Annotated in this window: 17 protein-coding genes and 1 pseudogene; 6 read left to right on the forward strand and 12 right to left on the reverse strand. The window is 64.5% G+C overall.

What is annotated here, in order from left to right:
- Positions 1 to 30: 30 nt before the first annotated feature.
- Both H5J25_RS08015 and H5J25_RS08020 read left to right on the forward strand, forming a co-directional pair.
- Positions 31 to 2,341 (forward strand): annotated as a pseudogene (locus tag H5J25_RS08015) (ribonuclease R family protein).
- A 112-nt stretch (positions 2,342 to 2,453) separates the two neighbouring features.
- A complete protein-coding gene (locus tag H5J25_RS08020; RefSeq protein WP_202095535.1) occupies positions 2,454 to 3,287 on the forward strand; it encodes a DUF5694 domain-containing protein in 834 nt (277 codons plus the stop codon).
- Between the two features lie 143 nt (positions 3,288 to 3,430).
- On the opposite strand, the gene H5J25_RS08025 is transcribed toward H5J25_RS08020, so the two are convergent.
- Together H5J25_RS08025 and H5J25_RS08030 are read right to left on the reverse strand one after the other, a co-directional pair.
- Positions 3,431 to 4,588, reverse strand: a complete 1,158-nt coding sequence (locus H5J25_RS08025) for a saccharopine dehydrogenase family protein (RefSeq protein WP_202095536.1) — start codon at positions 4,586 to 4,588, stop codon at positions 3,431 to 3,433.
- A gap of 121 nt (positions 4,589 to 4,709) precedes the next feature.
- Positions 4,710 to 6,515 (reverse strand): ABC transporter transmembrane domain-containing protein, encoded by a 1,806-nt coding sequence (locus tag H5J25_RS08030; RefSeq protein ID WP_202095540.1) that lies wholly within the window; start codon positions 6,513 to 6,515, stop codon positions 4,710 to 4,712.
- A gap of 132 nt (positions 6,516 to 6,647) precedes the next feature.
- On the opposite strand from H5J25_RS08030, the gene H5J25_RS08035 reads away from it, so the two are divergent.
- Positions 6,648 to 7,892, forward strand: a complete 1,245-nt coding sequence (locus H5J25_RS08035) for a polyhydroxyalkanoate depolymerase (RefSeq protein ID WP_202095542.1) — start codon at positions 6,648 to 6,650, stop codon at positions 7,890 to 7,892.
- Positions 7,893 to 8,162: 270 nt separating this feature from the next.
- On the opposite strand, the gene H5J25_RS08040 is transcribed toward H5J25_RS08035, so the two are convergent.
- From H5J25_RS08040 to H5J25_RS08060, 5 genes are all read right to left on the reverse strand, one after another.
- The gene (locus H5J25_RS08040) at positions 8,163 to 8,642 is read right to left on the reverse strand and encodes a pyridoxamine 5'-phosphate oxidase family protein (protein ID WP_225883438.1); all 480 of its coding nucleotides are present in this window, start codon (positions 8,640 to 8,642) and stop codon (positions 8,163 to 8,165) included.
- 308 nt (positions 8,643 to 8,950) lie between these two features.
- Positions 8,951 to 10,129: an acetyl-CoA C-acyltransferase gene (locus H5J25_RS08045; RefSeq protein WP_202095546.1), complete on the reverse strand. Its 1,179-nt coding sequence runs from the start codon at positions 10,127 to 10,129 to the stop codon at positions 8,951 to 8,953.
- Positions 10,130 to 10,223: 94 nt separating this feature from the next.
- Positions 10,224 to 10,658, reverse strand: coding sequence for a MaoC family dehydratase (locus tag H5J25_RS08050; protein WP_202096164.1), 435 nt, complete (start codon positions 10,656 to 10,658; stop codon positions 10,224 to 10,226).
- Between the two features lie 218 nt (positions 10,659 to 10,876).
- Entirely contained in the window at positions 10,877 to 12,115 is a 1,239-nt protein-coding gene (locus H5J25_RS08055) for a mechanosensitive ion channel family protein (RefSeq protein ID WP_202095548.1), read from the reverse strand.
- Positions 12,116 to 12,134: 19 nt separating this feature from the next.
- The gene (locus H5J25_RS08060; RefSeq protein ID WP_202095550.1) at positions 12,135 to 13,142 is read right to left on the reverse strand and encodes a DNA topoisomerase IB; all 1,008 of its coding nucleotides are present in this window, start codon (positions 13,140 to 13,142) and stop codon (positions 12,135 to 12,137) included.
- A gap of 109 nt (positions 13,143 to 13,251) precedes the next feature.
- Between H5J25_RS08060 and H5J25_RS08065 the strand changes: the two genes are divergently transcribed.
- Positions 13,252 to 13,803, forward strand: a complete 552-nt coding sequence (locus H5J25_RS08065; RefSeq protein WP_202095551.1) for a type 1 glutamine amidotransferase domain-containing protein — start codon at positions 13,252 to 13,254, stop codon at positions 13,801 to 13,803.
- A gap of 4 nt (positions 13,804 to 13,807) precedes the next feature.
- Here H5J25_RS08065 and H5J25_RS08070 read toward each other — a convergent pair whose 3' ends face one another.
- From H5J25_RS08070 to H5J25_RS08080, 3 genes are read right to left on the reverse strand one after another with little or no spacing between them, the layout of a single operon-like run.
- On the reverse strand, positions 13,808 to 14,899 hold the full coding sequence (locus H5J25_RS08070; RefSeq protein ID WP_202095552.1) for an acyltransferase family protein: 1,092 nt from the start codon (positions 14,897 to 14,899) through the stop codon (positions 13,808 to 13,810).
- The gene (locus tag H5J25_RS08075) at positions 14,896 to 16,266 is read right to left on the reverse strand and encodes a putative O-glycosylation ligase, exosortase A system-associated (RefSeq protein WP_202095553.1); all 1,371 of its coding nucleotides are present in this window, start codon (positions 16,264 to 16,266) and stop codon (positions 14,896 to 14,898) included. The genes H5J25_RS08070 and H5J25_RS08075 overlap by 4 nt, the downstream gene beginning before the upstream one ends.
- Entirely contained in the window at positions 16,259 to 16,408 is a 150-nt protein-coding gene (locus H5J25_RS08080; protein ID WP_202095554.1) for a hypothetical protein, read from the reverse strand. Before H5J25_RS08080 ends, H5J25_RS08075 begins: the two co-directional genes overlap by 8 nt.
- A gap of 92 nt (positions 16,409 to 16,500) precedes the next feature.
- On the opposite strand from H5J25_RS08080, the gene H5J25_RS08085 reads away from it, so the two are divergent.
- Together H5J25_RS08085 and H5J25_RS08090 are read left to right on the forward strand one after the other, a co-directional pair.
- Positions 16,501 to 17,742 (forward strand): TIGR04063 family PEP-CTERM/XrtA system glycosyltransferase, encoded by a 1,242-nt coding sequence (locus H5J25_RS08085; RefSeq protein WP_202095555.1) that lies wholly within the window; start codon positions 16,501 to 16,503, stop codon positions 17,740 to 17,742.
- The gene (locus tag H5J25_RS08090; RefSeq protein ID WP_202095556.1) at positions 17,712 to 18,614 is read left to right on the forward strand and encodes a hypothetical protein; all 903 of its coding nucleotides are present in this window, start codon (positions 17,712 to 17,714) and stop codon (positions 18,612 to 18,614) included. Before H5J25_RS08085 ends, H5J25_RS08090 begins: the two co-directional genes overlap by 31 nt.
- Positions 18,615 to 18,618: 4 nt before the next feature.
- Here the strand turns inward: H5J25_RS08090 and H5J25_RS08095 are convergent, their stop codons facing one another.
- On the reverse strand, positions 18,619 to 18,930 hold the full coding sequence (locus tag H5J25_RS08095) for a hypothetical protein (RefSeq protein WP_202095557.1): 312 nt from the start codon (positions 18,928 to 18,930) through the stop codon (positions 18,619 to 18,621).
- The gene (locus H5J25_RS08100) at positions 18,927 to 19,106 is read right to left on the reverse strand and encodes a hypothetical protein (RefSeq protein ID WP_202095559.1); all 180 of its coding nucleotides are present in this window, start codon (positions 19,104 to 19,106) and stop codon (positions 18,927 to 18,929) included. The genes H5J25_RS08095 and H5J25_RS08100 overlap by 4 nt, the downstream gene beginning before the upstream one ends.
- Positions 19,107 to 19,191: the final 85 nt, after the last annotated feature.

A 19,191-nucleotide genomic window follows, 5' to 3' on the forward strand; every position in this document is an offset into this window, starting at 1 on the left:
GCGGGCGGCGTGAGGCTCTAGGCTCGGTTCATGCCTAAACCCACGCCCCACCTGCCGACCCGCGAACAGATCCTCGATTTCATCGCCACATCCAAGACCGCCGCGGGCAAGCGCGAGATCGCCAAGGCGTTCGGCCTGACCGCGCAGCAGAAGATCGCGCTGAAGGCGCTGTTGAAGGACATGGCCGACGAAGGCCTGATCGACAGCGCACCGGGGCGATCGTTCCACAAGATGGGCGGCGTTCCCAAGGTGACGGTGCTGCGCATCGTCGATGCGGACGATGGCGGCAATATCTGGGCGGTGCCGGAGAACTGGCAGGCGGAGACGCCGCCGCCCAAGCTGCGTGTCCGGGAAAAGGGGCGGCGTGGCGCGCTGGGCATCGGCGACCGCATCCTCGCGCGGACCGAGGAAGCGGGGAACGGCTGGATCGCGCATCCGATGAAGGCGCTCGCCAAGGGCGAGGAGCTGGTGCTCGGCGTGTTGCGCCAGGAAGGCGGCAAGATGTGGCTGACCGGCGTCGAGAAGCGCGACCGTAGCGAATATCTGGTCGCGGACGCAGGCGATGGCGAGGCCGGCGATCTGGTGCTGGCGGAGAAAGGCGGGCGCCCACCGCGCATCACCGTTCGCGTGACGGAAGTGCTGGGTGATCCGTTCGCGCCGCGCAGTTTCTCGCTGATCGCGATCCACAAGCTGGGCATTCCCACGGTCTTCACGCCCGAGACGTTGGCCGAGGCGACGCGGATGGCCGCGCAGGCTTTGGGCGACGATCGTGAGGATCTGCGCGCGATCCCGATCGTCGCGATCGACCCCGCCGATGCACGCGATCACGACGATGCGGTCTGGGCGGCGGAGGATGACGATCCCGGCAACGAAGGCGGATGGAAGGCGATCGTCGCGATCGCCGACGTCAGTTTCTACGTGCGCCCCGGCTCCGATCTCGACCGCGAGGCGCGGCGGCGCGGCAATTCGGTTTACTTCCCCGATCGCGTCGTGCCGATGCTGCCCGAAATCCTGTCCGCCGACGTCTGTTCGTTGAAGGAGGGCGTCGATCGCGCGGCACTCGCCTGTCATTTGCAGGTCGGTAAGAATGGCGAGCTGAAAAGCTGGCGCTTCACGCGTGCGGTCGTGCGGCTGGCGGCTAATATTGCGTACGAGGACGCGCAAGCGGCGATCGATGCCGCCTCTGCTCCCCTCCCGCCTGCGGGAGGGGCCGGGGAGGGGCGTCGGAAGAGAGAGCAGAGCCCGCTGAAATCCCCTCCCTAACCCCTCCCGCAAGCGGGAGGGGGATTTGCTACCCATGCTCACCCCGCTCTGGGCGTGCTGGCAGGCGATGTACAAGGCGCGCGAAAAGCGTGGTCCGCTCGATCTCGACCTGCCCGAACGGCGCGTCGTGCTCGACGAGAAGGGGCGGATCATGTCGGTCGCGCCGCGTGAGCGGCTGGATGCGCACAAGCTGATCGAGGATTATATGATCGCCGCCAATGTCGCGGCGGCGAAGGCGCTGGAGGCGAAGAAGGCACCGGTCATGTACCGCGTTCACGAACCGCCAAGCCGCGAGAAACTGGTCGCGCTGAAGGATTACCTCAAGACCTTCGGCGTCGAATTCGCGCTGGGGCAGGTGATCCAGCCGCGAACGTTCAACCATGTCCTCGACCGGGTCGGAGACGTGGACTTCCGCCCGCAGATCATGGAACAGGTGCTGCGAACGCAGACCCAGGCCTATTACGCGCCTGCCAATCTTGGCCATTTCGGGCTCGCGCTCGGTAGCTACGGGCACTTCACGTCGCCGATCCGGCGCTATGCCGATCTGATCGTGCATCGCTCGCTGGTCGCGACCTTCAAGCTCGGGCCGGGCGGGCTGACCGACGGCGAGGCCGCGGCGATGGAGCGGATCGGCGAAGGCATATCAGCGCTGGAACGCCGCGCGATGGAGGCGGAACGCGACACGATCGACCGCTATGTCGCCGCCTATCTCGCCGAGCGGGTCGGCGACGTGGTCGATGCGCGGATCACCGGCGTGACGAACTTCGGCTTCTTCGCGACGGTCGAGGGGATCGGCGGCGACGGGTTGATGCCGGTCCGCGATATCGGCGGCGAGTATTTCCGCTTCGATGAAAAGGCGCGCACGCTGATCGGCGAGCATTCCGGCACGACCTTCGCCAGCGGACAGCGGCTGCAACTGCGGCTGGCCGAGGCGAATCCGGTGACCGGCGGGCTGCGCTTCGAGATGGTCGACGGCAAGGCGGAACGGCCCGAACGCGACACCGGGGTCAAGCCTGCGCGGGTTATCAAGCGGCGGGGGCGACCGGCGAATATCCGGCACCAGGGGAAGAAGCGGTAGGGTCGGTCGACTTTGGCGAACCGGGTCATCTCCCAACCGTATCAGCCTACTATGAAGCTCGACATGACGCTCACCATGTGTATTACTAGTGTAGAACACCTGGGAGAATGAAATGATCGCGATAGTGATGGCCGCAGCGGCGGTGGTGGCGCAACCGGCCGCTGCACCCCCGCCGGCTCCCGTGCAGGTGATGGTCCTGGGCAGCTATCATTTCGACAATCCCGGCCGCGACGTCGTGAACATCAAGGCCGACGATGTCCGCACCCCGAAGCGGCAGCGCGAACTCGCTGCGCTGGCGGATGCGATCGCGACGTTCCGTCCGACGCGGGTGATGGTCGAACGGCAGCGGCCCGGCCCCGGTTTCGAGGTGAAGGACTATGCCAACTTCACCCCGGCGTTGCTGGCGAAGGATGCCGACGAGACGGTTCAGCTCGGTTTCCGCATCGCCGCGCGCGCCGGTTTGAAGTCCGTTCAGGGTATCGACGAACAGCCGACCGGCGACGAACCGGATTATTTCCCGTTCGACAAGGTTCAGGTCTATGCCAAGAGCAAGGGCGAGGAAGCGCGGCTGGATGCGATCTTCGCGCCGCTGAAGGTCGAAGCGAAAGCCGCCGAGGCGCGACAGCGGACGGAGACGATCCCGCAACTGCTTCTGCATTACAATGACGACACGACCCCGACCGGGGGGCAGCAGGTTTCCTACGGCATGCTCGGGTTCGGCGACGGCGAACGCCAGCCGGGGGCGGATCTCAATGCGATGTGGTATCTGCGCAATGCGAAGATCTTCGCCAAGCTGATGAACGTCGCGAAACCGGGTGACCGGGTGCTGGTCGTCTACGGCGCAGGTCACGGATATTGGCTGAGGCATTTCGCCTCGACGGTGCCGGGATATGGGCTGGTGGATGTGAAACCGTATCTCAAGCGCGCTGCCGCAGCCGTGCGGTAATTAATCCTCCCCGGCACGGGGAGGGGGACCGCTCGGCTTCTTCAGCCGAGGGGTGGAGGGGGCTCCACAAGCGGCTTGTCCGCGGAAAGCCCCCTCCGTCGCACTTCGCGCGCCACCTCCCCACGCCGGGGAGGACTCGCGTCTCACCCCGCCGTGAACGTCAGCCCGGCATTGTCGATCAACCGCTTGCGTAAAGGCGCGGCCATTATCGCGCCCGGCGTCCAGATTCCGCCCTCGGCCTGCACGTCGTGGACGAGGCACAGGGCCGCTTCGGCGATCATCTTGCTGGTCGATCCGTATCCGGGGTCGCGGTCGCCCGTGACGACCGCATCGATGCGGCGGCCGTCGGGCAATTCACCGATGAACAGCAGGTCGTAGAAGCCGGCGTCGCGCTCTTCCTTCGACGGGCCTTCGCCGGGCTTCGGGCCCTTGTCGCTGGTCATCGGATTGATCCGCGCGATCGCTTCCGCCGCGGCCTTGCCCATGTCGCCGATGCCGGGTGCGACCATCATCTCGTCATAGACAAAATCCGCGCCATAGGTCTGGCCGAGCAGGAAATTGGTGCGGTGGACGTTCTTGGTGTTGATCGGCGCCATGATGAACGGCGCGACCCACGCGCCGATCGTGCTGTCATATTCGGGGAGCATCCCCTTGGGCTGGCTCGGGCCGCTGAAGCCGGGGGCGAGCGCGAAGGGATCGATCAACAGGCCGAGGATGCTCGGCTCGCGCGCGGCGGCGGCAAGCGTCGCCTTCAAACTCGCCGCGGTGCCGCCGGAGAACGTACCCTGCATCTTGCGGACACGGCATTTGACGCGCGGGGCGGCTTGACCGAACTTTTCCTTCGCCGCCTCCTGCAGCGTCAGTACGCCCAGATCGAACGGGATGGAATCGAACCCGCAACTGAACACGATACGTGCGCCGGTCCGCTTGGCCGTCTCGTGATGCGCGTCGATCATCTTGCGCATCCAGGCGGGCTCGCCGCACAGGTCGACATAGGCCGTACCCGTTTCCGCGCAGGCGGCGACCAGATCGTTGCCGTACAATTGATAGGGGCCGACCGTGGTGAGCACGACCTGCGTGCGTTCGCACATCGTCTTCAGCGACGCGGGGTCATCGCTATTCGCCACGATCAGCGGCGTGTCGGCAGGCGCGCCGATCTCGTCGCGAACCTCCTGCAGCTTGGTGAGCGAACGTCCCGCCATCGCCCAGCGCGTCGCGCCCGTCTGGACGAGATATTCCGCGACGAGGCGACCGGTAAAGCCGGTGGCGCCGTAAACGATGATGTCGAAGTCTTTTGCCATGTTCGCTCCCCTGCCGCTTGCGGGACGGGCCGGGGAGGCTCATCGCGCGCGGTATGGTGCAGTCATGCCCTCCCCCAGCCCCTCCCGCAAGCGGGAGGGGAGTTTAAGGGGCGTGTGCGCTCTAAGCGGCGTCGTTGAACTGCAAGCTGGCGAGACGCGCATACAGGCCGTTCTGCCCGATGAGGTTGGCGTGGCTCCCCGATTCCACGATGCGCCCGTCGCTCATCACGATGATCCGTTGCGCCGCGCGCACCGTCGCGAGGCGGTGGGCGATGACGATCGTCGTGCGGTCCTGCATCAGCCGTTCCAGCGCCTGCTGCACCAGCCGTTCGCTCTCCGCATCCAGCGCGCTGGTCGCCTCGTCGAGCAGCAGGATCGGCGCATCGCGCAGCAGCGCACGCGCGATCGCGACGCGCTGACGCTGGCCGCCGGACAGTCGTGCGCCGCCTTCGCCCAGGAACGTGTCCAGCCCGTCGGGCAGCTTGCGAAGGAATTCCGCGGCGTTTGCAGCCTCGGCCGCGGCCCAGAGCGCGTCGTCGCTCGCGTCCCATTTGCCATAGCGTAGATTGTCGCGCGCCGAGGCGCCGAAGATCACCGTTTCCTGCGGGACCATCGCGATCCGCTGGCGGATCTCCGCCGGGTCCGCATCGCGGAGCGCGACGCCGTCCATCCGGATCTCGCCGCTGGCAGGGTCGTAGAAACGCTGGATCAATTGGAACAACGTCGTCTTGCCCGCGCCTGAAGGCCCGACCACCGCGACCGTCTCACCGGGCGCGATGTCGAGCGAGAAATCGTGCAGGGCGGGCATGTCGAGCCGCGTCGGATAGCGGAATTCGACATGATCGAACGACACACTGCCACGCGCGGGGACGGGCAGGGGAACCGGATTGGCGGGCGGCGCGATCTCGGGCTGCTCGGCGAGCAACTGCGCCAACCGGCTCGCTGCGCCCGCGCCGCGAAGCAAGTCGCCATAGACTTCGGTCAACGCCCCGAACGCGCCCGCGACGATACCGCCGGTCAGCACGAATGCGGCGATCGATCCGCCGCTGATCCGGCCAGCCGCGACATCGACCGCGCCTTCCCACAGCACCAGCGTGATCGATCCGAAGATCAGCCCGATGACGATCGCGGTCATCACCGACCGCAGCGCGATACGACGGCGGGCGGCGGCAAACGTCTCGGCCACCGCGTCCGAAAAGCGCTTCGCCTCGCGGCTTTCCTGCCCGAACGCCTGCACGATCTTCATCGCACCCAAAGTCTCGACCGCGATCGATCCGAGATCGGCGACCCGGTCCTGCGATTGCCGCGACTGGTTGCGGACGCGCCGGCCGAGCAACGCCATCGGCAGGATGATCACGGGAATACCGAGCATCAGCATCCCGGCAAGTTTTGGAGAGATCGCGAACAGGTAGATCAATCCGCCGACGCCGGTGAAGCTGTTGCGCAGGGCGACCGACACCGTCGTGCCGACGACCTGTTCGATCAACGTCGTGTCGGAGGTCAGTCGCGAGGCGATTTCCGACGGGCGGTTCTCCTCGAAGAAGCGCGGGGTCAGCGTCAGCAGGTGCGCCTGAACCGACGTGCGAATGTCCGCGACGACGCGTTCGCCGAGCCAGGAGACGTAATAGAAGCGCACCGCCGTTGCGAGTGCGAGCACCACGACGATCATCAGCAGATAATGGAACGACGAATCCACCGCGCCATTCTCGCCCGGGCCGAACCCGCGATCGATCACGCGCTTGAAGCCGTACGGGATCCCGATCGTCGCCGCCGACGTGAAGATCAGCGCAAGCCCGGCGGTCGCGATCTGGCGCGGATATTTACTGGCATGCCGCCACACCATCGCCAGATCGCTGAGGCGGCGCTTCGGCGCAGGATCGGCCGCCGGTGCGGATGACGGGAGCGATGCGGTCTGTGTGTCGGCCATCCGCTCGCGCTAGCAGGGTGCGCGCAGTCCCTCAACGGGCCATCCCCGGGAACCAAGTGCGCATTGCAAGCGCTGTCAGACAGGTTTATGCCGCAGGTGCGAAATAACCCGTTTTCAAAAGTTGGGTATGTAATGCTTTATAATGCTTACGAAATTCAGAAATCCATGCTCGCCGGTGCGAGCGCGATGGCCGATTTCGGCGCTGGCTGGCTGAACAATCCGACAAATCCCTTCTCCTACATGGGCGGCGGCACCGTCATGGCCTCCGCACTGGAGGTGTTCGCGCACGCCGCCGCGCCGCGCGGCAAGCCGGCCTTCGGTCTCGACAGCACGACGATTGACGGGCGCGACGTCCCGGTTGTCGAGGAGATCGTGCTGCGCAAGCCGTTCGGTCAGTTGAAGCGCTTCAAGCGCGAAGGCGTCACCGGTGGGCCGAAGCTGCTGATCGTGGCCCCGATGTCCGGCCATTACGCGACCCTGTTGCGCGGTACGGTCGAACGGATGCTGCCGGTCGCGGACGTCTACATCACCGACTGGCGCGACGCGAAGCTGGTGCCGCTATCGGACGGCAAGTTCGATCTGGACGACTATGTCGATTACGTGATCGAATTCCTCGACGTGATCGGCAAGGGCGGGGACGGCGATGCGAAGGGCCAGCGCCCGAACATGCTCGCCGTCTGCCAGCCATCGGTTCCGTGCTACGCCGCCATTTGCCTGATGAGCGCGGACAAGCACCCCAACCGTCCCAAGACGCTGACGCTGATGGGCGGCCCGGTCGACACGCGCGAGGCACCGACTGCGGTCAACACGCTGGCGACGGAACGCCCGCACAGCTGGTTCAGCCAAAACGTCATCGCGACGATCCCGGCATCCTATCCGGGCGCCGGCCGCCGCGTCTATCCGGGCTTCCTGCAGCTTGCCGGTTTCATGTCGATGAACCTCGGCAATCACATGATGTCGCATTACGAGATGTTCAAACACCTTGTCCAAGGTGACGGCGACAGCGCTGATATGTCGAAGGATTTCTACGAGGAATATCGCTCGGTCTGCGACATGACGGCGGAATTCTATCTCCAGACGATCGACGTCGTGTTCCAGGATCATGCCTTGCCCAAGGGCGAGATGATGCACCGCGGTCGTCGCGTCGATCCCGCCGCGATCACCGATATCGCGATCTTGGCGATCGAGGGCGAGAAAGACGATATTTCAGGTCTGGGCCAGACGCAGGCCGCGCTGACGATCGCGACGAAGCTGCCCGCGGCCAAGAAGAAGTATTACATGGCCGAAGGTGCCGGGCATTACGGCATCTTCAACGGCAGCAAATGGCGCGACCGCATCGCCCCCGTGCTGGAAAAATGGATGGAAACCAACGCCTGACGGGTTGGGGTTGGAGAGTTATTGCTCCACGCCAACCCGCTTCCACCTGTTCGTCCTGAGCTTGTCGAAGGGCGGGTAGAAACGGACAGGTGCTTCGACACGCTCAGCACGAACGGCTGGTAACCCTGCCCGATTGCCAAAGGCGGGCGGGATGGCCGATATCCGCCGGGACAAACAAACCCCCATCTTTGGCGGATACTAAAAAAGCCGGGAACGTCGGGAGGTTTTTACCCCGCCGACCTTCCCAGCCTGTCGCGTGCCTCAATAAAATCAGGCAGCGGTGGTGTCGACCTTCGCGTGGCTGCCCGCTTCGCTCGGCTTGATATCGCCGCCGAACAGCATCTTGAGACGACCGGTCAGCGACACGTCCGCCTCCCACAATTCCGCGCTGTCGATATCGAAGCGCAACAAGGCCAGGTTCGGGTCGTTCTTGCCGCCCGGAAACCAGGCTTCAACCTGCTTGTTCCAAAGCTTCTCGATCATCGCGAAATCGTTGTCGATCTTGGCGCTCCCGCTCATGCAGGCGAAGAAATCGTGCCCCTTCGACACGAACTGCGCCATCGCGTCGCCGCCCTTGGCGAGCCGGTTATCCTTGCCCACGAAGAAGAACAACGTGTCAACCAGATCCTTGTCGAGCTGCGCGGTCAGCGGCTCGCTATGTTCGCCCGATCCAGTCAGGCCGACCATCACGTACGGGCTGTCGGCCATCTTGTCCCACAGGTCTTGCTTGATCTTTGCGGTATCGGTCACGGGGTGCTCCTCGAACGGGTTCGGGAGGACAACGCGCAGGAGCCAAAGGGTTTCCTCGGGGGCGTAACGATCGCAGAAAGGGCCCCCCAGCGCCCGTTCGTTTCGAGCGCCGTCGAGAAACATGCCTCGATGCCAACGCCTAGGTTTCTCGACTTCGCTCGAAACGAACGGAAAGGGGGGGCAGGCTCTCAACTCCCGCCCTGAAACGAGTGAACCCCGGTCGCTGACACAACCGGGGCTCACAGAAAGGCGCCTATGACGTCGCCTTCTCAATACATATCGTATTGAGCTGAAAATTCAAGATTGCCTCAAAGCACCTCGAACAAACCGGCCGCGCCCATGCCGCCGCCGATGCACATCGTCACGACGACATGCTTCGCGCCGCGACGCTTGCCTTCGATCAGCGCGTGGCCGGTCGCGCGCGCGCCGGTCATGCCGTAGGGGTGGCCGATCGAGATCGCGCCGCCGCTGACGTTCAGCAGCTCGTCCGGAATGCCGAGCTTGTCGCGGCAATACAGCACCTGCACGGCGAATGCCTCGTTCAGTTCCCACAGGCCGATATCGTCCATTTTCAGGCCGAAACGCTTGAGCAGCAACGGGATGGCGACGACCGGGCCGATCCCCATTTCGTCCGGCTCCGTACCGCCGACGGCCATGCCGATATAGCGGCCCAGCGGCTGCAGGCCGCGCTTCGATGCCAGCGATTCCTCCATCAGGACCGATGCGGACGATCCGTCCGACAGCTGCGATGCGTTACCGGCGGTGACGTTCATGCCCGGGCCCATGACCGGCTGAAGCGCCTTCAGGCCTTCCAGCGTGGTCTCGGGACGGTTGCCCTCGTCCTTCGACAGCGTCACTTCCTTGTAGGAAACCTCCTTGGTCTCCTTGTTGACGATCGCCATGTTCGCGGTAACCGGCACGATTTCCTTGTCGTAATAGCCGGCGGCCTGCGCGGCGGCGGTGCGCATCTGCGACTGGAACGCATATTCGTCGCACGCATCGCGGCTGATGCCATAGCGCTTGGCAACGACTTCCGCGGTGCCCAGCATCGGCATGTACACGTCCTTGTGCATCGCGATCAGTTCGGGATCGGGCGCGACGCGCATCTGCGGGGTCTGGACGAGCGAGATGCTCTCGACGCCGCCGCCGATCGTGATGTCCATGTTGTCAGTGACGATCTGCTTGGCGGCGGTGGCGATCGCCATCAGGCCCGATGCGCACTGGCGGTCGACCGACATGCCCGACACGGTGACCGGCAGGCCGGCGCGCAGCAGCGAGGTGCGCGCGATGTTGCCGGCCTGATGGCCCTGTTGCAGCGCGCAGCCGAACACGACGTCGTCGACTTCGCCGCCCTCGATCCCGGCGCGCTCGACCGCGGCCTTGATCGAATGCGATGCCAGGGTCGGCGACGGCGTGTTGTTGAACGCACCGCGATAAGCGCGGCCGATCGGGGTACGGGCGGTGGAAACGATGACGGCTGAACGCATTGTTTGGTCCTTCTTGTCGTGCGCTCCACCGTTTTCGGCGGAGGCGGGGAGGGGGTGGGAGCGGCGTTGCAAGACGCCGATCCGGGAAATCAGGTCACACGAAGATCTGGCTGATCCATTCGGCGATCATTGCCGGCTTGTCCTCGCCTTCGATCTCGACCGAGAATTCGTTCGTCTGCTGCCACTGGCCGGGGCGCTTTTCGGCGAATTCCAGAAGCTTGAACCGGCCGCGAACCCGCTTGCCGGAACGAACCGGGGTCAGGAAACGGACTTTGTTGCCGCCGTAATTGACGCCCATCTTCACGCCGGAGACGGTGACGGGATCGATGATCTTGGACGACAGCAACGGCATTAGCGACAGGGTCAGGAAGCCATGCGCGATCGTGCCGCCGAACGGCGTCATCGCGGCCTTTTCGGGATCGATATGGATGAACTGGTGATCGCCCGTCGCATCGGCGAACTTGTTGATCATCTCCTGCGTCACCTCGACCCATTCGGAAACGCTTTCCTGGCCGATGCGGCCGGCCATTTCCTGTGCGGTGATCGTCGTCACGATGCGTGTTCCTCATCTGTCGCTGGTCTGCGCGCAAATGACATCCCGACCGCCGCGACGCAAGCCCGGCCCGACCGAAAGCTGGAAGCATCAGCATCCCGTACCGTTCTCCACCCGTTATACGAGAGGGGTGCAGCGCACCATGACCGGACCCGATATTCGAAAACCCCGATTCGTAGCGATCGATGCGACGATCAACCGTCGACGGCGGAGCGATCAGACGAGCGGGGCCGCGGCGTTGGGGCGGGCTCGTCCACCTCCGGCTGTGCCCGGTCCTTTGGCGGCCGGGCGGCATAGGGCATGATCATCCCGCCTTGCGGCGCGGCGGTGAAGGTCGTCTGAGTCTGATACGCAAGCTCGATCCCCTCCGCATTGAACCGGCGGATGATCGCCAGTCCGACCAGATGGCGCGCATCGAAGAAGTCCTGGAACGCCGCCGTCTCCGAATCGAACTCGACGTCGAAATCGTAACTGCTCGCCCCGAAATTCAGGAAGCCCGCACGGACGAACTTCACGCCGCACCGCTCGATCTCTTCCTTCAGGATATCGTGCAGCCGGTCCATCACCTCGACCGGGGTCCATTGCACCAGCCCCAGCGTGAACTTGATCCGGCGATATTCGCGCCGCGTATTGTTGACGATCTCCTTGTCCAGCAGCAGCCGGTTGGCGATGATCAGTTCCTCCCCGCTCGGCGCGCGAATGCGGGTGGATTTGACGCCGATCGCCTCGACCGACCCGGACGACGTACCGAACGTGATCGCGTCGCCCTTGCGGAACGGCCGGTCGAAGATGATCGCGATCGCCGCGAACAGGTCGCCGAATATGCCCTGCGCCGCCAGACCGATCGCGATGCCGCCGACGCCGAGGCCGGCGATCAGCCCGGTGACGTTCACGCCCAGATTGTCGAGCACCACGATCAGCGCGATCGCGAAGACCGCGAACGTCACGAGCAACCGGATGATGCTCATTGCGCTGCCCAGCGCCTCGCCCGAATAATGTTCCGACGCGGTGCGGTGCCCGATCGCACCCAGGATGATCTCGCGCGCCCAATAGGCCGCCTGGAAAACGGCGGCGACGGTGAACAGGAAGTTGACCGTCGTCACCACTTCCGGGGGAGGGTCGGAATAGCCGGTGACGAGCTTTATCGCGACCATCAGCATGAAGAAGTTGCCGGTCTTTCCGATCGCGCGCCCGATCACGCGGCCCCAGCCTTCGTGCGACTTGCTTCGTTCGCCGATCCGTTCGCCGAACTTTCGCGCGGTATGCAGCGCCAGGAAGATGGCGGTCCCGGCCGCGCCGGCGATCAATATCTGCAACCAGTGCGTCTGGATCCAGGCGAAGCTGACATTCAGCAGGCTTTGCGCCTGCGTGCCGATATCCGCATCCGGGATGATCGGCTTCGCCGCTGTGCTGTTCGCGGTCGTATTGGTCATAGGGATACTCGAAAGTCTTTCAGGCGGCCTTGGCGGTACGCACCGGTTTGGCGCGCTCGAGGAAATCGATCAGACCCCGTTCCGCGCGGGAGAGATATTGCGACCGCCGCGGCAGCTTTAGGCCCATGCGGAATTCGGACTGTCCCTCTTTCACGAGCGCGATGAGCATAGGGTGAACGTACGACTTGCGCGCGATGGCCGGCGTGTTGCCGAGCGCTTCGGTAACCGGCTCCAGCAGCATCTTCAGGCCGATGTCGTGATCGGCAATGGCGAGCGTCTCGAATGCGATCGCACTGGCGCTCCAGGTGCGGAAATGCTTGGCGGTGTAATCTTCGCCCATCGCCTCGCGGATATAGTCGTTGACGTCGGATGACGTGACCGGATGGCACCCGCCCGTGTCGTCGACCCAGCTGAACAGATGCTGGCAGTTCAGGTCCGAGCATTTCTTGACGAACCGGCTGAGCGATCCGTCGGTAATGGTCAGCGTGCGCAGCTTCCCCGATTTCGCCTTATATTGCAGCTTCAGCGTCTGGCCCTTCAGCTTGGCGTGCCGCTTGCGCAGCGTGGTCGCGCCATAGCTCTTGTTTTCCTTCACATATCCTTCGTTCCCGACGCGAACATGGCCCAGGTCGAGCAACCGGACGATCGCGGCGACGGCGGCGGCCTTGCCAAGCCCGCGCCGTTTCAGATCCTTTTCGACCCGCGCCCGAAGTTTGGGCAACGCCCGCCCGAACGGCGCGCACAGATCGTATTTCTCCAGATCGCGCTTTTCACGGAAACCGAGGTGATAGCGATATTGCTTGCGGCCCTTTTCATCCCATCCGACCGCCTGGATATGGCCATTCGGGTTGGGACAGAACCACGCGTCGCGGTAAGCGGGGGGCAGGCCGATCGCATTCAGCCGGTCGATCTCGTCGCGATCGGTGATGCGGCTGCCGTCGGGGGCGAAATAGCCCCAGCCATGCGACATCTTCTTGCGGGTGATGCCGGGTTCGGAATCGTCGTGATAGATAATGCGTGCGCTCATCGTCTTGGGAAATGCGCGGCTGGTCGCTTCGTTCCGGAATTGCCCGGAACCGCGGGCGTTCGGCAGGTGTTCGGGCTGCTCTCATCCCAATGAATCCAAGGAATTATCTATGGCCGATCTTTCGAACGCCCATGTCCTGATCCTCGCGACCGATGGGTTCGAGCAATCCGAACTGTTCGATCCCCGCCAGGCCCTGCTCGACGCCGGCGTCAAGGTGACGCTGGCCTCGATCGCGACCGACCCGATCCAGGGCATGGAGCATGACGAAAAGGGCAAGACGATCACGCCGGACATCACGTTGGACGACGTGGATACCGACGACTATACCGCTTTGCTGCTGCCCGGCGGCGTCGCGAACCCCGACGCGCTGCGCATGGAGGATCGCGCGGTCGAGATCGTTCAGGAATTCGTCGATGACGGGAAGACGGTTGCCGCCATCTGCCACGCACCGTGGTTGCTGATCGAGGCCGACGTCGTTGACGGCGCACGCATGACCAGCTGGCCGTCGCTCCGCACCGATCTCGCCAATGCGGGCGCCGACGTCGTAGACGAGGAAGTGGTGGTCGATGGCCAGTTCATCACCAGCCGCAAGCCCGACGACATTCCCGCATTCAGCAAGGCGCTGATCGCGGCGCTCGAAAAGGTGCCTGCGGAAGCCTGATCGCCTAGCGCGACACCGGCCTCGCCTTGCTCCGGAATACGGGCAAGGCGAGGGCGTTGACGAAGCGTTGTGCGGGGCGCTCGACCCCGTGATATAGCAGGATAGAAGTGATCAGGACGAGCAGCAGGTACGATCCGATCAATGGGACCGGTATGTCGTCCACATCACGGACAAAGACGAGTTTGAACACGACGAACAGGACGAAATGTCCGAGATACGTCGCATAGGAAATCTCGCCCAGATAATGCAGCGCTTTCCCCTCCAGCGGGTTGGCACGCATGCCAGATGTCAGCGCCAGTGCGAGCAGCAGTGATGCGAACGCCAACGGTAACGCCAGCGGTTCGGGCAGCCCCGCATACGACAGCAATCCGAAGCCCACACCAATGACGGCGGCCACGATCGCCGGTCGGGCAGAGCGGTCGCGCCACCGAAGGTACAGCGCGCAGATGGCAGTTCCGATGCTGAATTCGATCAGGCACCTGATCAACCCGAACCGAGCGATGTCCGCCCCCAGCGTCTCGAAGCCGGAAGCCGCGAACACCGCGTTCAGGATGATTGCAAGCGCCACGACCGTGCCGAGGATCGCCGCGGTCGGCACGCGTCGCCAGTCGATCGCCATCGTCAACAGCGGGAACAGCAGATACGCGCCCATCTCCGCGCTGATCGACCAGCTTGGGTCGTTCCACGCCAGTCGATCCGTAAACCCCCAATTGTGCATCAGCAGGACATGCAGCGGCAGCAGGTCGAACGGATATTCCGCTCCGTCATGTCGCCCGCTCGCCAGCAGCACCGTCACCAGGCCGACCGTGCAGCCCAGTACGAACAGGTGCAAAGGCCAGATGCGCGCGATCCTCTTGTGCAGGAACCCCGGCACCGCGGCCAATCCGCCGCTGCGCAATGTGTCGCTCCAGCTCAGCCAGATGACGAAACCCGACAGCATGAAGAAGAAATCGACCGCCAGATATCCCTTGGCGAGCGCCGCCGCCGCGATCGGGGGCAGGCCGGCGATCGACCCGCGAATGTGGAACAGCACGACGAACCACGCCGCCAGCCCGCGCACGCTGGTCAACGCGCGCAATTCGGGGCGTGCGCTCATGCGGGTACCGCCCGGGGCGGCGCCGGCCGCACCTTGCGCATCGGGCGATAACTCGCCGCCTTGCGCTTGCGAGTAAGATAAGTGTCCAGCCCGATCTGCGCGCCGAGCAGCATGTAGATGAACGGCTGGAACGCGATCGCGATGAACGTCGCACCCAGCAGGTAGCAGAGCTGCGCACCCTGCAGCGCGCCCGCCAGCGGCGCGATCCATTCCTCGCCCTCTTCGGGCTTGCGATAGCGGTGCCGGATTACTTCCATCCGCACCAGCCCGGTCAGGTTTATGATCAGCCACAGGATCAGACCGGGGAAACCCTGTTCGCCCAGCGTCTCGAAATAGGCGCTGTGGAATGCGCGCGCCTTGTCGACCAGCACCTTGTGGACGATCCGCTGCTGGCCGTCGTCGCCGCGTTCCAGCAGATCGGTTTCGTACCGTATCTGGTTCTGCCGGTACATTTCGAACCCGCCGCCCAGCGGATGATCCTGCACATAGGCCCAGGTCCACTTCCACACCGCCAGGCGGGTGGAGGCGGATTCGTCGCCCTTATACGTTTTGATCGTGCTCATCCGGTCGGTGAACGTACTCGGCAGGAACGGGATCGCCGCCACGCCCAGCAGCGCCACGATGCCGAGATACAGCACCTTGCGCTTCGTATCGCGGAACATCAGCACCGCGAGCAGGCCGATGCACAGCAGCCCGGTGCGCGTCGACGTGCCGACCGGGATCAGCAGGCACGCAAAGACCAGCCCGTAAGAGAACGCCTTGACCTTCCAGTCCGGCGGAAAGACCGTCCCGTATTTCGTGAACCACAGGATCAGCGGAATGATCGCGATCGCGACGGTGCTGATCGTGCTGCCTTCGTACAGGCCGGAATTGTTGGAGACCATCAGGTCGAGCTGGCCGTATCCCCCGCCGCCCGAGGCGATCGTCTTGATACCGCCGACGATGATGATCGACGCCGCCGCCAGGATCATGAACAGCAACAGCGATTCGATCCGCAACCGCGTGCGCAGCGTCAGCGGCAGGAACGCGGCGAAGGCCAGCGCCTTCCACACCCAGTCCCACTTCTCGCGCGCCTCCATCGGAAAGTCGGCGCTGATCGTCGTCAGGTAGCAATAGCCGAGCAGCACGCCGATCAGCACCTGTCGCGGTGCGACGCGGACGTCAGTCTTCTTGTCGGTCAATGCCCAGCCGCCGACCGCCAGTCCCACCGCGATCAGCGAGATCGGCACGCTGTTCAACAGCACATAGGTCAGCCGCTGCGGACTGACGATGTCGATATAGACGTACGACAGGACGAAGATGAACGGCCGCTTGAACCCGCACGCGAAGAACGCGGCGAGGAAAGCAACGAAGACGAGATCACGCACCCCGGCGACCCTTTCGGACCGGCGGCTTGGCCGGCGGGGTGCGCGGGGCGTCATCCTTGTCGAGATCGGGGCGCTTGAGCAGCAGCCACGCCGCAAGCAGCATCAGGCCATGGCTGATCGCAAGCGCGAGATTGTCGATCATTAAGCGGCCCGGTTCCTGTCGGTTGAGGCAGGACTATTACGCCCGCCGGGTTGACGCGCCGTTAAACCTTGGCGTGGCAGGACAGGATCACGATGCGCATCCTCCATATCCTCGATCACGGCTTGCCCCTGCAGAGCGGCTACACCTTTCGCACACGTGCGATCCTTAAAAGCCAGATGCGGCGCGGGTGGCAGGTCGCTGCCGTCACCGGCCCGCGGCACGGCGCATACGATGCGGATATGGAGACGATCGACGGAATCGATTTCCACCGCACCCCGGCCAGGCGCGCCTTGCCCAGCCCGTTGGGCGAATTGCAGGAAATCTCCGCCTTTGCCCGGCGTATCGAAAAGGCGATCGACACGTTCCGCCCGGATATCCTCCACGCCCATTCGCCGGTGCTCGATGCGCTGGCGGCGCTGCGGGTGGCGAAGACTCGCGGTCTGCCCCTGCTCTACGAAATCCGCGCTTTCTGGGAAGATGCCGCCGTCGGCAACGGCACTGGAACGGAGGGATCCCTGAAATACAAGTCGATCCGCGCGCTGGAGACCTGGGCGGTCAACAAGGCGGACGGAGTCGCGGTGATCTGCGAAGGACTGCGTCGCGATCTGGTCGAACGAGGCGTGTCGGCGGACAAGATCCTCGTATCACCCAACGGCGTCGATCTGGAGATGTTCGGCGCGCCGCTCGACTATGACGCACCGCTTGCGCTGTCGCTCGGGCTGACGGGCAAGGACGTGATCGGCTTTATCGGCAGCTTCTACGATTATGAAGGGCTGGACGATCTGATCGCCGCGATGCCGATGCTCGTCGCGTCGCGGCCGGAGGCGCATCTCGTGCTGGTCGGCGGCGGACCGATGGAACCCGCTTTGCGCGCGCAGGCCGCCGCATCGCCCGTCGCGGATCATATCCGCTTCGTCGGGCGCGTCCCGCATGCCGAGGTCGACCGCTATTACAGCCTGATCGACATACTCGCCTATCCGCGCAAGAACATGCGGCTGACGGACCTCGTCACCCCGCTGAAACCGCTGGAGGCGATGGCACAGCGCCGGCTGGTCGCGGCATCCGATGTCGGCGGCCACCGCGAACTGATCCGCGACGGGGAGACGGGGACGTTGTTTCCGCCGGACGATCCCGCCGCGATGGCGCGCGCGCTCGGCACCCTGTTGGCGGACCGCCACGTCTGGGAGGCCCGCCGCGAACGTGGCCGCGCCTTCGTGGAAAACGAACGCAACTGGTCGGTTAACGTAGCGCGTTACGCGCCCGTTTACCAAAAACTCACGGACGCTGGCGTAGCATCCGGAACATGGTCGAAATCCTCCGTCGCAAACGCCTGACCGTTCCCGCCGCGCCGCTGATCGCGGCGGGCGTGGCCGTCACCGTCGCAGCCTTTTTCGGTATCCTGCCCGACGACGTGCTGGACACTCTGGTCTCGGACAGCGGTATCGCCGCGTTGATCCCGGCGGCCGAACCACCGCTCGGCTTGACGGCCCGGCTTGCGCTAATGCTGGCGGCCGGCGGCGGCTCCGGGCTGGCGTTATGGTACGGCCTGTATCTGCTGATCGGGCCGCGCAGGGTTCGGCTGTTCGGCAAGCGCGACAGGATGCTGACCGCCGATATTCCGGTGCTGCGTCGTGCCGATGCCCATCCCGACGCCCCCGCGCGCCGGCCTCTTTTTGCGAAAAGCGATCTAGGTACGCCGTTCCTCGACGTGCGCGCGCCGGTCGCCCTGACGCTGGAAGCCGCGCCCGATTCCGCCGCCGAAGAGGAACTTGTCCCCGATCCGAAACCGATGGAAGTCGCCGTTCTTCCGCGGGTCCCCGCTCTTCCGCCAATCGAAGCCGACCTGCCCACCGACCTCGATCAGCCGCTCGCCAATTTCGACCCGCATGCCATTCCGGACGAACCGCTCGAATGGTTCATCCCCATGGCGCCCACCGTCCAGTCCGCCCCGCTTCAGCATGACCGTCCGCAGACCTTCGCGCCGACCGAGCGGTTCGAGACATTCGAACTCCGCCCCGCCGTCCCGAGATCGGATCGCGCGCGACCGGATACGGACGCATCCGCGACGATCCACTCCCTGCTCGACCGCCTCGAAAAGAGCGTCGCCCAGCGCGAGCCTGGGCCGGACGGAAAGGCACCGCCGCCGCCGCCTCACGATTCGCTTCAGGAGGCTTTGTCGACACTCCGCAAGCTGGCCGCGCGCTGAGGCGTCAGGCCTCCACCGTCAACGCCTCGACTTCGATCCCCACGCTCGTCGCGGTGCGGCTGACGGCGCGGATCGTCAGGTCCGCCAGCAGATGGCCGCGCAGGTCGAATTGCGCATCGGACAGCCCGGCTATCCACGCGTCCAGCGCAGGAGAGGGCGATCCGGTCCACGTCATCGCATGTCGCGCACCGACGAACGTCGCGCTCGCCCAGCGAACCCAGTCCGACGACATGATCTCGACCGGGCACTTTTTTGCTATGGAATCGCGGTAGATTGTCCGCACCAGCAACGTGCCGATATCCGGCCCCCGGCTCATCGCGGTTTCCAGTCGGACATGAAGTTCTCGATCCGGTTGCACATCCGCACGCCCGGTTCTCGCCCGTTGCGCATGTCGCGCACCAGCCGCGGGTCGTTCGCCACAAGACGGCCGAAGCGCGTCTCCTTCATTTTCCGGGTGCGCAGATAGGCCTCGATCTTACTCATCAGCGACATCACGTCTCTCCTCCGTCTCGAGTCTCGATGATGTTCCCGAAATGTTCCGCAATATCCAACTTGTCTAGGAAAAATCCTAGCGGTA

Source organism: Sphingomonas aliaeris, assembly GCF_016743815.1.
In the GTDB taxonomy this organism is placed as follows: Bacteria; Pseudomonadota; Alphaproteobacteria; order Sphingomonadales; family Sphingomonadaceae; genus Sphingomonas; species Sphingomonas aliaeris.